We start from the raw sequence: 12,689 nt of genomic DNA, 5'->3' as shown, positions 1-12,689 counted from the left end.
GCGCGACCCACGCGACCCCATCGAGGTGACCGATGTCCTTCCATGAATACACGAAGTGGGACGGATCGCAGCAATTCCAGCCCCAGTCGGCCGAGAAGGCGTTCGACCAGATCTCCGAATACCTGATGCAATACGGGGATCAGGTCCTCCGAAATCTGGAGGACGTCGACGACGAGGACATGCAAGACCTCGTTGAGTTGATCCAGAAGGAAGGGTTCATCGAGGAGGATGGCGAGGGGAAATACCGGGTCAGCCCCAAGGGGCTCCGTCGGATCCAGGACTCGGCCCTGACGAACCTCTTCCAGACCTTCCAGCGCGACGCGATCGGCAAGCACGAGACCCCGCAGAAGGGGGACGGGTCGATCCGACACGAGGACTCCAAGCCCTACGTCTACGGCGATTCGCTGGCCAACCTGAACCTCCACGAGACGCTCAAGAACGCCATGAACCGGCAGGGGGGCAGTTACCCGATCCGCCTGAAGATGGACGATTACGTCGTCCATGAGGTCGAGCATCAGACCCGATGCGCCACGGTCGTCCTGATCGACATGAGCGGGTCGATGACCCGTTACGGGAAATACGCCACCACCAAGAAGGTGGCGATGGCCCTCCAGGCGATGGTCCGGGCCCAGTACTCGCAAGACACCTTGCAGATGGTCGGATTCTACAGCTTCGCCAACGTGATGACCGAACGCGAGCTGCTGAACTCAGCCCCCAAGCCGGTCAGCATTTACGACAGCCGGGTCAACCTCCGGTTCGACCTCGACAACCTCCCCAAGCGGGTCCCCCAGCACTTCACCAACATCGACGCGGGCCTCAGGCTCGCCCGGAACATCCTGGGGCGGTCGGGGGCCTCGAACAAGCAGATCATCGTCGTGACCGACGGCGAGCCCACCGCGCACATCGAAGGCCGCGAGGTCTGCCTGATCTACCCGCCCTCAGAAAAGACCGCGCGATTCACCCTGAACGAGGTCCGTCGGTGCGCCGCGGCGGGCATTCGGGTATCGAGCTTCGCGCTGATCGAGGATTACTTCTACCTGGGCCTGGTCAACTTCGTGGAGGAGATGGCCCGGGTCTCGCACGGGGTGGCCGCTTATTGCTCGGCCGACGACCTGGGCAAGTACGTCTTCGATAGTTTCGTTAGCGGGCGGAAGGTCCGGCGAACGGGCCATTGATGGCTGAATCGAGCCCACCGGCGGCGTGTGGCGGCCTACTTCGATTCCAACGTCCACACGTCGCAGAAGGCCCGGCCGTCGCACATGGCGTTGACGACGCGGGCCAGGAGGGTGAGCGAGGGGCCGTCGTGGGGGTAATTCACCTGGAGGGTCCCGAGAATTCCCGCCGCCTGGCGGAATGAGTCGGGGTCGTTGGACAGGTAGTAGTCGAGGGCCGACTCGTAACCGGATTGCAAGGCCTGGTGGTCGGGATGTTCCGCGGGAAAAAGTTCATAGAGTTCGACGGGTTCATCAATATTGATGACGCGAACCTTGCCCAGGCGTCGGATGGAGAAGCTATCGTCGATCGCCTGCCGGGTCCCTTCGGTGATCAGCAGGTGAGTCTTGAAATGCTTGGTCGCCCCCTGGACGCGGCTGGCCAGGTTGACCGTGGTTCCCAGAGGACCATACTTGAACTTCCGGGCGGTCCCGGTGTTGCCGACCTGGGCCAATCCGGTGTTGATCCCGACGCCGAGTTCGAGCGGCTCGCCCAGGATCTCCTCCCACTTCTTGCTCATCTCGGGGAGCCGGTCGATCATCTCCAGCGCGGCCCGGCAGGCCATCGAGGCGTGTTCGGGCTGTTCCGAGGGTGCCCCCCACATCGCCATCAGCTCGTCGCCGATGTAGTCGACGAGGACTCCCTGGTGCGCCAGGACGCATTCGGAAAGCGCCCCCATCACGTCGTTGATCCAGTCCAGGGTCTTGGCCGGACCGAGCTTCTCGGAGATCCGGCTGAAACCTCGGATGTCGCAGAAGAGGAGCGTGACCTCGGACTCGCGACCCTTGAGCAGGTCGGGATTTTTTTCGAGCTGGAGCGCCAGGTCGTGGGTGAAGAATTGCTCGAACTGGACCCGGGCGGCGACGGCGGCCTGTTCCTGCCGGAGCCGTTCGAGACCGGCGGCGATCCCGCTGGCCAGTAGCTCGACGAGCATCGCCTGCAATTCGGTGATCTCGCCCCGCTGGCGTGTGATTGAACTGACGATGGAGCGATCTCCATAGAGGGCCCCGATCACCCGTCCCTGGCGATTGAGGATTGGCGCGGCGACCACGGCGGAGATCGAGTCGAGGCTGGTGGTCGCGTTGGCGCTCCCCTCGGGCTTGTCCCAGAGGGTCTTGGCCCGCTCGCGAACCCGGTTGAGGACATGCCGGCTGGCAGGGGCCTTGGCGGGCTGATTCAACCTGGCCGACGAGGTGTAGGCTTCCTGGACCCACTCGTCCTCGTGGAGGAGCCAGACGCTGGCCGAGTCCAGTCCGACCAGATCCGAGGCGGCCTGTGCGGCCTTCTCGAAGAAATCGGTGGAACTGGCCGCGGCCTGGAGGACTTCCATCGCCATCCGGAGCGAGCGGACCATGCCCGCGGTGTCGTTGCTGGGGAACGGGAGGCCGAGGCCCCCGGCGCGGGTCGCCAGCCCCTCGAAGGCCCCGGGAGGCAAGGTCGCTTCGGGCAGCTCCTGGAAGATCCCGCCGGACACGCCTTCGGGCTGGACCACTCGGATCAACTTACGCCCGATCATGATGTGCGACGGGATCGGCAGGTCCTTGATCTCTCCTGGCCTGACTTCTTCGCCCGAGGTCAGCCGGATCGGGATCGCCTTGCTGCCGTTCTTGATCCGAAATCGACCTTCGTCCAGCGGTTCGAGCCAGAGGTGGTGACGAGAGACGGTGTCCTCGGTCAGCGGGGCGATCACCAGCCTCCAGCGGTCCGCCTCGAATTTCTGGCTATAAGGTCCGGCCTCGCCTCGATCTTGCCGCCCAATTTCGACCCGCTTGGAGTAATCGTGGACGAAAACCTTCTTCTTTTCCTCGTCGATCACCTGGAGCTGAAACGCGGCATTCATGGAGGCCACCCCGGTCGGACTGCTTCGCCCCGATTACTTCATCGTGATGCGCATTGTAACGAATCTCGGGGCGAAGTCGCACCCGACCTCCCCCAGTTCTGGAATTCGAGAGGGTCCAGGGATGTCCTCGCCTGATCCAGGGAGTGATTTCACTCGGGATGGTGATGCTCGTGGACCGATTCCCGGAACTCTTCGATCGGCTTGGGCCCGTCGGTGGCGTAACCTCGGGTTCCACCCTGGACCTTACGACCATGCGACCAGTTCAGGAAGATCCGGGGCGACAGGGGACGGAACGGGGTATAGTCCCATCCCCAGGTCCCCTCGTTGGCGCACCGACCACGACCGCCGTGTGAGGTCCCCCCTCCCACATAGCCCCCGCTGTAATGCTCGTTATAGGACGGATGGGCAATCGCCGAGACGCATTCTGGGTGCCCCGCCTGGTGGAACGTATGCGGGGTGGCCACGTTCGATTTCTGGTGTTTTGACTTGTAGATCAGTCCATGATCCGCGAAGTGATCTTCAGCCAGGCTCGTCCCGGGAGCCAGGACTGCTGCGAATCCCAGTGCCATCAGGCCCGCCGCGATCCGAGATCGGCAAGTCATCGGACGCTCTCCTTTCCGGTCATGACTCGGGATAGGCCCGAGAATCGGGCCCTTGCCGTCCTATCTCGGATATCCGGGCCTGTCCGGGACAATCCTTCCGGAAAATTTGGGAATTCCGCGTCTCGATCCGGTTCGATCAGACCTGCGGATTGCGGTTGAATTTCTGATAGGGTAGGCGGACCCCTCGGACGAAGACCTGGTCGGCCCTGGGAACGTTCGGCGGGGTCCGGTATCCCAGCGAGGCGCTGAAGGTCACCACGTCGTCCTGGTCGACACCGTCGCCGGAGACGCCGAACCCGCCCACGAGCACCTTATTGCCGCTACCGTCGATATCCTTGTAGAGCGGCGTCGCCCCGGGGAAGAACACGATCCCACTCTGGTTGAGCGGATTGCCCTGCTGATGGAAGTTCGTACCCGGGTTGAAGGCGTCGTAGCCCCCGACGCTCTGGAACGCCGAGGCCGGGAGCGGTGCCCCCGTGTTCAGGCCGGTGAGCGGGTCGCTCCCGCCATCGGTCAGGATCGAGAAGGGGCCAGGCGGGAATCCGTCGATACCCTCGGGGAATCTCGGCTCGGCCAGATAGCGGAAGGTCCGGCTCGTCAGCGCCGTCCCGGTGGGGACCGTCGAAAGCTTGTCGATCGGCTGGAGCTGGTTGGGATCCGCATAGTACACGACGTTTCTCGACTTGGCCGTGGCCACGTCGATGGAGAAGATTGTCGAGTCTGGCATCCGATAGACGCCCAGCAGATTGCCGTCCTTATCACTCACCGAGAAGACCATCCGGACGTGCCGGTTAATCGGCAGTCGGATCGCGGCACGGGTGTTATTCGCCCGGAAGATTCCCTGCTCGACGATCTTCACCACGTCGGCCGCGGTCAGGCCGGTCCCATCGTGCGGGGCGACCAGCCACCCATCGGGGACGATCCGACCGCCCCGAGTATTGGTCGTCAAGTTGACGGTCTGATTCACGTCGACCTGCCCGGTCGCCGGGGTGGTGACGATCGTCGTGTAATTGGGATAGACGGCCGTATTCTGAGGGGCGGTCGTGAAGCTGAAGATCTGGTTGCTGATGTCGTTGCTGACGGCGATGTTCGTGCCGGCTTCGGCGTTTCCGGTGCCGATCTTGAGAGTCTTGGCGGCCTTCAGGGCGATGGTAGGCCCCTGGTTTCCGTGCGGCCCGAGGACATCGAGGGTGATACCGACCAGGTCGATCCGGCCGAACGGCTGGAGGTCCAGCCCCTTGACCGGGGGGACCCCGTCGAGCTTGCCGAATCGGAGCGACTTGCTGCCCACTGGGGTCAGCGTCGAAGAGCCGTTGACCGCCGCTGCGGCGACGAGCTCCGCCGCCACGGAGAGGTCGGGCTTGTCTGGGTTATAGAGCGAGTCATTGAGGGCCGAGTTCTCCTCGGTGGCGAACCCCGTCGTCCCGGGATAGAAAACGCCAATCCCCCCGATGACGATCGGGACTTTCTTTCCGTTGACGACCTTGACTCGCTGGATCGGGATGCCCCCGGGCAGGGTGCCGAGACCCCGGGCCTGGGCATTGGGCGCGAGCCCCGAGACGAAGCCATACGACTCTGGCGGGGTCAATTCCGTCCCGGCGGCCTGGATGTTGGCCGGGATGAATTGGGTGGGCACATTAAATCGGCTGGGGAGCGTGACCTGGGTGTCCGAGGTCCGGATCACCCCGTTGGCGATGCTGTGGAGGATGCTGTCGCGATTGGTGTGCTCGATCTGGAAGAGGTCGACCTGCGGAGTGAATGGAACCCCGGGCGGGAAGTGGCCCTTGATTCCCAGGGGGGAGACGGTGCCCGGCCCGCGGTCGATGGAGTTGGGGTCGGTGATGCTCGGGTTGGATTGGATCTCGCGTTGGGTGATGGTCGACTGGCTGAGGCTCTGGACGGTCCTCGACGTGAGCGGGGCCTGATTGTTGCCGAAAAAGGCGCCGGTCCTGGCCAGGGCCAGGGCCCCATCGACGGCGAAGACCAGCTTGTTGGGATCGGAGGTGATCTCGGTGGAGACTCCGTTCTCGACCCGAACCCCGAGGACCCGGCCGCCCCGATCGACGACCGCGATGATCGCGCTGTTGAACGGATCGGCGGCCGTCGCCCGTTTCAGCAACTGGTCGACCTCGGCGGAGGTGAGCTGAGCCTTGATCGTCGCGGCGTCGATCGCCGGTCCACCCACCGGGTCGATCGGCGAGGGTTTCTTGGCGGCCATGAGGAGGCGACCCTCCAGGCACTCGACGGCAACCCGGGCCTTTCCGGCGGCTCGATGGCGACGCCCTAGTTCGGCGTCCGGACGCGATCGGTTCGATCGGAAGCCTGGCAGGTGCATCGCACTCCCTTTCCTGGGCGGCATCGGGGTCTGGCGACGGCTACGCGCCCCCCTAGGTCGGTGATCTCGATCGACAACGTGCCATCGGCAGGCCGCCGGTCCCGTCCCCCCGACTCACCTCGGGGTACTCGCCGTCGGCCTTGCCTCGCTCTATTCGTTCGTTACTTTCGGCACAATCGATCGGTCGCATTAAGCAATCCTTTCCCAACCCAAAAAAACCACCGAGCCCGACTTATCAATACAACCGCCAACACTAGCCATGCCGTCAAAACCGGCGAATGCGACAAATACCTCAAGGTCTCTCATCGGTCGCGACGATTACGATGTTGCCGCAGGAACGTGGGTCGATGCGGCGTGGATGACGGTAGAGATCCGGACCTCCGCGGTAGCGTGAGGTTTGCCCCCCTCGGATTCCCCATTCTGGGAGATCGACCTGCCTAGCTAGGCCGGGGCGTGCCGGACGATTCCAGGAATACCGATCCTTCGGGAGTGGATGCAATGTCGCGAGCCGCCTGGGCCTTACGATCGGTCGGAGTCTGGGTCGCGGGCCTGGCCGTCGCCGGGACCGCCTCCATCGCGGCCGAGCCGTCGATGCCCGGCTTGCCTCCCCTGCCGATGGAAATTGCGCCCGCCGTTCCGGTCAATCTCTCCGATTCCCCGATGCCGGCCCCGTCGCCAACGATGGATGATTCTCGGATCGCTCGGGTCCAGTTCCCGCCGATCGAGGAGCCGGCGCCGACCGGCCTGAGGCCCCTGAACGAACCCAGCTATCCCGGGCCCGTCGTCTCGCCGATGGGTGACCTCGGGGCTACGTTCCGTCAGGTCAAGATGGAGCCGCCGATGGGCTTCGCCGGGAAGTCCGGCATCCTGAAGACCGAACCGCAGGTCTCGGCCGACTTCGTCCCGATCGAGGACCGATGGCGAATCGGCTACCCCGAGTGGGACCGCTATGGAAGGGGACACCCGCTCCTGGACGATTATCCCTATGTGCCGGGACGAGCGATCAACCCATTCCGCCAGAATGTCCTCAAGGGGGACTACCCGATCCTCGGCCAGCATACGTTCATGGAACTGACGGGCAGCACCCTGTCGTTCATGGAATACCGGCGGATCCCGACCCAGACCACGCCGTTCGAGTCGACCGCGAGGGCCAACCAGTTTCCCTTCTTCGGCCGCCCCAACCAGTTCTTCTACACCCAATTCTTCAACATCTCGCTGGACCTCTTCCACGGCGACGCGGCGTTCAAGCCGGTCGACTGGCGGATCAAGATCACCCCGGTCTTCAACGTGAACTCGCTCGCCGTGAGCGAACTGGCCCAGGTGAGCCCCAACGTCAAGCAGGGGACTTACCGGAATCGGACCTTCTTCTCGCTCCAGGAATTCTTCGGCGAGGTGAAGCTGGCCGATACCAGCCCCTATTACGACTTCACCTCGGCCCGCGTCGGAAGCCAACTCTTCGTCAGCGACTTCCGGGGGTTCATCTTCGCGGATGTGAATCGGGGGGCTCGCATCTTCGGGACCCGGAACGCCAACCGCGACCAGTACAATCTGGTCTACTTCCGGCAGTTCGAGAAGGACACCAATAGCGGGCTGAACTCCTTCCACGACCGCGGCCAGAATGTGTTCATCGCCAACTACTACCGGCAGGATTTCCTCTTCCCCGGCTACACCGCCCAGGCCAGCATCCACTACAACAACGACAACCCGACGTTCAAGATCAACAAGAATCGCTTCCTGAACCGTCCCGATCCCGCCGGCATCTACCAGCGTCACCAGGTTGACGCCGTCTACTTCGGTTTCACCGGCGACGGCCACTGGAACCGATTCAACGTCACCAACGCGTTCTACTGGGTCGTCGGCCGCGACAGCCTGAATCCGCTGGCCAACCGATCGCAGTTGATCAGCGCCCAGTTCGCCGCGATCGAGCTGTCCTACGACCGAGACTGGATGCGATTCAAGACTGCGGCCCTGTTCGCGTCGGGCGACAGCGACATCAATAACGGACACGCCTCCGGGTTCGACTCGATCCTCGACTCACAGGTCTTCGCCGGCGGCATCTTCTCCTACCTCCAGCGTCAGGCGATCCCGATCTTCGGCGTGAACCTGGTCAACCTGGGAAGCTTCCTGCCCGACCTCCGCTCGTCGAAGATCCAGGGCCAGAGCAACTTCGTCAACCCGGGCCAGGTCCTCTTCAACGTCGGGCAAGAAATGGACATCACGCCCAAGCTGAAGATGGTCAACAACATGAACTTCCTCCAGTTCCAGCAGGTCAACGTCCTGAAGCAGTTCCTCTACGCCGGGCGGATCCACCACGGGATCGGCCTCGACATCAGCAGCGGGTTCGAGTACCGGCCGTTCCTGAACGATGCGGCGGTCGTGGTCGCCGGCGTGAATACCCTGCTCCCCGGGTTGGGCTTTCGGGACATCTACAGCAACTTCGGCCGACGGGTCGACACCCCCGTCTCGGCTTTCGCCTCCCTGGTCCTGGCATTCTGAATCCCGAGGATCATCGGTCGAACCAGAATCCATCGATTTCATCGCGATCGGCCTTGACCCATTCTTCCCATCCTGATTAACTCCCGCGCCCCCCAGCAATCGGTAGCCGGAGTCGGCCCGGGGCCTGGTGCAATCACCCGTGGACACGGAGGTCGGCGGTCCCATGAATCGACAGGTCCCACTCACCGCACTCGTCCCCCGTTGTGCGCGGATCGGCACCTGCCTCCTCGCGGGGCTGGCCGCATTGATCTCGACGGCTAACGACGCCCACGGTCAATTCCACCGCAAACCGGAGGCTCGGCCCTCCTCGGCGGCCTTCCCGATCCCCGAGGCCATGCTCGGAGTCGACCTCTCGGCGCAGACCGACGGCGACGTCGAGCGGAAGAGCGTCGGATGCATCCAGTGCCACCAGGGGTCGCACGACCCCCACTACAAGGCGACGGTCAAGATCGGCTGCACCGACTGCCACGGGGGCAACGCGACGACCGGCGTCAAGGAATTCGCCCACGTCCAGCCGAACTTCCCCGATGCCTGGCGGTCCTCCGGCAACCCGGTCCGCTCTTATACCCTGCTCAATCACGAGTCGCCCGAGTTCACCCGGTTCGTGAACCCAGGCGATCTCCGAGTCGCCCACATCAGCTGCGGGACCACCGGATGTCACCCCAACGAGGTCGACACCAACCGCAAGAGCATGATGACCCACGGGGCCATGCTCTGGGAGGCGGCCCTTTATAACAACGGGGCCTTCCCACTCAAGCGAGCCCGCTATGGCGAGAGCTATAGCATGAACGGCGTCCCCCAGATGATCGTCGCCAATCCGATGCCTTCCGAGGAGGACATGCGGCTTCGCGGCGAGCTCCCGTTCCTGATGCCGTTGCCGAAGTTCGAGAACAGCCAGCCCGCCAACATCCTCCGGGTCTTCGAACGCGGCGGGAAAGGGAGGACCGAGGTCGGGATCCCCAACATCTTCGCCTCGCCGGGCAAGCCTGAGGGCAAGCTAAGCGACCGAGGCCTGGGAACCGGCAATCGGACCGACCCGGTCTACATCGGGGTGGCGAAGACCCGACTGCTCGACCCGACCCTGAATTTCCTGGGGACCAACGACCACGCCGGCGATTACCGGTCCAGCGGGTGCACGGCCTGCCACGTCATGTACGCCAACGACCGATCCCCGGTGAACTCGGGAGAGTTCGCCAGGTTCGGCAATGGCGGGAACAGCTTCAGCATCGACCCGACGATCCCCAAGGACGAGCCCGGGCACCCGATCGAGCACCGGTTCATCACCGCGCCTCCGTCCAGCCAGTGCATCACTTGCCACACTCACCCCGGCACCACCGTCATGAACAGCTATCTCGGCTTCATGTGGTGGGACGAGGAGACCGACGGCGAGTTGATGTACCCCAAGGAGCAGAAGAAGCTCACCGCCGAGCAGTTCGTCCAGGCCGCCTACAACAATCCCGACGAGGCTTCGGCCCGGGGGAACTGGTCGAATCCGCAATTCCTGGCCCAGACCTATGACATGAACCCGACCTTGAAGCACACCCAGTTCGCCGACTTCCACGGCCACGGCTGGGTCTACCGGGGGGTCTACAAGAAAGATCGGCACGGCCAGCTCCTCGACGCCGCCGGCGACATCATCCCCGAGCCAGGAACGCAGGAACTCCTGGCCGCGATGGTCCCGCCCACCGAGAAAGAGCGGATCGAGGGCAAGGACGACCGCCACGGGACACCCCTCCACCTGATGGACATCCACCTGGAAAAGGGGATGCACTGCGTGGACTGCCACTTCAGCATCAGCGCCCACGGGAACGGAAAGCTCTACGGCGAGGTCCGCAACGCCATCGAGATCGAGTGCATCGACTGCCACGGGACCTCGGGGAAACGCCCCACGCTCCGGACCTCCGGCAATGCCTCGCCCGAGGGCGGCCTGAACCTGAATGCCCTCCGGACCCCTTCCGGCAAGAAGCGATTCGAGAAGAAGGGGAATGTCCTGATCCAGAACTCGATGGTCGACCCCAACCTCGCCTGGGAGGTCGTTCAGACTGTCGATACCCTGGATCCGACCAGCCGGCACTACAACGAGAAGTCGCGACTGGCCAAGACCGTCCGCTTCGACGAAACGGGACAGATGGCCTGGGGAGACATGCCCCGAGGGCCCGACGGGAAGATCGTCGAGGAGGCCTGCGCCCACGCCGACAGCAACATGAGCTGCATCGCCTGCCACTCGTCGTGGAACCCGAGCTGTTACGGGTGCCACCTCCCGCAGAAGGCCAACATGAAGATGCCCGAGCTGCATAACGCCGGCGACATCTCCCGGAACTACGTCTCGTACAACTTCCAGACCCTCCGCGATGACGTGTTCATGCTGGCCAGGGACGGCGACGTGACACGGAACCGGATCAACCCGGCCCGGTCCTCGTGCGCCATCCACGTGACCTCCTACAACGCGAATCGCGAGTCGATCTACGTCCAGCAGCAGACCGTCTCCGCCGAGGGACACTCCGGGATCGCCTTCAGCACCAACGTCCCCCACACCGTCCGGGGCGGACCGGCCCGCGATCCCAAGACCGGCCGCTCGATCAACCCCAACACCTATCTGCCCGGCCGGAACGAGACCAAGCAGTGCACCGACTGCCATATCTCGAAGGACAACGACAACAACGCCATCATGGCCCAGCTCCTGATGCAGGGGACCAACTACCTCAACCACATCGGCCGATACTGTTGGGTGGCCGCGGGCGAGGAGGGGCTACACGCCGTGGTCGTGACCGAGCGTGACGAGCCCCAGACCGTCTTCGGCAGCTCGCATCACGAGACCGCCTTCCCCCAGAACTTCAAGAAGTTCGTCGAGGAGGAGGGGAGGATCCTCAAGGACGAGCACGAGCACCCCGGGATCGACATCGGCGACCAGCTCCTCAGCCTCGGTCGCGAGAAGCCCAGGATCCTCAGCGTCCAGACCCGAGGCGAGTATGCCTATGCCGCCTGCGGCGAGCGAGGCCTGAAGGTCTTCGACATCGCGAACATCGACAACAAGGGCTTCTCCGAGCGGATGAACACGGCGTCGCTCTCGCCGCTCGGCCAGAGGTTCTTCGTCAAGACCGCCTATGCCACCGCCGTGGCCTCCCCCTCGACCCTCGCCCCCGACCCGACGCGGACCCATCGGCCCGAGAACGAGGAGACGCCCGTCCACGCGATGTACGCCTACCTTTACATCGCCGACAAGTACGAGGGGCTCATCACGGTCGGGGCCGGGACCATCATCGATGGCAATCCCCTGAACAACTTCCTCAAGCGTGAGGTCACGTTCAACCCGAATGGGGTGCTGAACGGGGCGAACAACATCACGATCTTCGGGACCTTCGCCTACATCACTTGCGACGCCGGTCTGGTGGTCGTCTCGCTGGACGACCCCACCAAGCCCCAGGTGACCTCGGTCATCGGCGGGGACTTCCTGAGGAACCCCCGAGCCTTCCAGGGCCAGTTCCGCTACGGGTATGTCTGCGACGAAGACGGGATCAAGGTCCTCGACGTGACCAACCCCGCCACCCCTCGGCCGATGGGGGTCCTCCCCCTCGAAGACGCCCACAACATCTACCTGGCCCGGACTTACGCCTACGTGGCGGCAGGACGGAACGGGCTGGTGATCCTCGACATCGAGAAGCCCGACGCCCCCCGGATCGATCAGGTCTTCAACGCCGGGGGGTGCATCAACGACCTCCACGACGTGAAGCTCGGGATCACCTACGTCAGCGAATTCGCCTACCTGGCCGACGGCAAAAACGGGATGAGGATTGTCCAGCTCACCTCCCCCGAGACCCCCGGCAACGACGGATTCAGCCCCCGGCCGACGCCCCAGCTGATTGCCACCTTCAAGATCCCGAAGGATGGCGAGGCACTGGCGATCTCCAAGGGGATGGACCGCGATCGCGCGGTGGACGAGAGCGGACACCAGCTCTCGGTCTTCGGACGGATCGGGGCCCGACCGTTCGACCTCGAACAGCAGCGTAAACTCTACCTGCGACCCGGGAGCCCCGCCCCCTGGTGGGTCAGCGACGATCCGCAAGATCCGGTCTATGGCAACGCCCGGCCCTACATCAAGGGCGAACCGCTCCGCTGAGCCGAGTCGAGTAACAATCCGCAACCGATAATGGGCGATGGCCGGGTGGGGATTTCTCCCCCCGGCCATCGCCCATCGTCCATCAAG

At 63.9% G+C, this 12,689-nt stretch carries 6 protein-coding genes; 3 read left to right on the top strand and 3 right to left on the bottom strand.

What is annotated here, in order from left to right; all coding sequences use genetic code 11:
• Nucleotides 1-32: 32 nt before the first annotated feature.
• Nucleotides 33-1,175: a VWA domain-containing protein gene (locus tag P12x_RS05325; RefSeq protein WP_435009833.1), complete on the top strand. Its 1,143-nt coding sequence runs from the start codon at nt 33-35 to the stop codon at nt 1,173-1,175.
• A gap of 35 nt (nt 1,176-1,210) precedes the next feature.
• Here the strand turns inward: P12x_RS05325 and P12x_RS05320 are convergent, their stop codons facing one another.
• The 3 genes from P12x_RS05320 to P12x_RS05310 all read right to left on the bottom strand — a co-directional run bounded on the left by P12x_RS05320 (nt 1,211) and on the right by P12x_RS05310 (nt 5,872).
• On the bottom strand, nt 1,211-3,052 hold the full coding sequence (locus P12x_RS05320) for an adenylate/guanylate cyclase domain-containing protein (RefSeq protein ID WP_435009831.1): 1,842 nt from the start codon (nt 3,050-3,052) through the stop codon (nt 1,211-1,213).
• Between the two features lie 149 nt (nt 3,053-3,201).
• Nucleotides 3,202-3,654 carry a hypothetical protein gene (locus tag P12x_RS05315; RefSeq protein WP_435009830.1) on the bottom strand — a complete coding sequence of 151 codons (453 nt, stop codon included), beginning with the start codon at nt 3,652-3,654 and terminating at the stop codon, nt 3,202-3,204.
• Nucleotides 3,655-3,790: 136 nt separating this feature from the next.
• A complete protein-coding gene (locus P12x_RS05310) occupies nt 3,791-5,872 on the bottom strand; it encodes a hypothetical protein (RefSeq protein ID WP_435009828.1) in 2,082 nt (693 codons plus the stop codon).
• Between the two features lie 615 nt (nt 5,873-6,487).
• Between P12x_RS05310 and P12x_RS05305 the strand changes: the two genes are divergently transcribed.
• Both P12x_RS05305 and P12x_RS05300 read left to right on the top strand, forming a co-directional pair.
• Nucleotides 6,488-8,485, top strand: coding sequence for a hypothetical protein (locus P12x_RS05305; protein ID WP_435009826.1), 1,998 nt, complete (start codon nt 6,488-6,490; stop codon nt 8,483-8,485).
• A 163-nt stretch (nt 8,486-8,648) separates the two neighbouring features.
• Nucleotides 8,649-12,602, top strand: coding sequence for a hypothetical protein (locus tag P12x_RS05300; protein WP_435009824.1), 3,954 nt, complete (start codon nt 8,649-8,651; stop codon nt 12,600-12,602).
• The last annotated feature ends 87 nt before the right edge of the window (nt 12,603-12,689 follow it).

The organism is Tundrisphaera lichenicola (assembly GCF_051175385.1).
In the GTDB taxonomy this organism is placed as follows: Bacteria; Planctomycetota; Planctomycetia; order Isosphaerales; family Isosphaeraceae; genus Tundrisphaera; species Tundrisphaera lichenicola.
The sequence above is the reverse complement of the archived record's forward strand: the minus strand, read 5'-3'. Positions and strand labels throughout refer to the sequence as shown.

Bases quoted from the DNA above. Each gene is read 5' to 3' on its own strand.
- P12x_RS05325 (WP_435009833.1), top strand. From the start codon at position 33: ATGTCCTTCCATGAATACACGAAGTGGGACGGATCGCAGCAATTCCAG.
- P12x_RS05320 (WP_435009831.1), bottom strand. From the start codon at position 3,052: ATGAATGCCGCGTTTCAGCTCCAGGTGATCGACGAGGAAAAGAAGAAG.
- P12x_RS05315 (WP_435009830.1), bottom strand. From the start codon at position 3,654: ATGACTTGCCGATCTCGGATCGCGGCGGGCCTGATGGCACTGGGATTC.
- P12x_RS05310 (WP_435009828.1), bottom strand. From the start codon at position 5,872: ATGGCCGCCAAGAAACCCTCGCCGATCGACCCGGTGGGTGGACCGGCG.
- P12x_RS05305 (WP_435009826.1), top strand. From the start codon at position 6,488: ATGTCGCGAGCCGCCTGGGCCTTACGATCGGTCGGAGTCTGGGTCGCG.
- P12x_RS05300 (WP_435009824.1), top strand. From the start codon at position 8,649: ATGAATCGACAGGTCCCACTCACCGCACTCGTCCCCCGTTGTGCGCGG.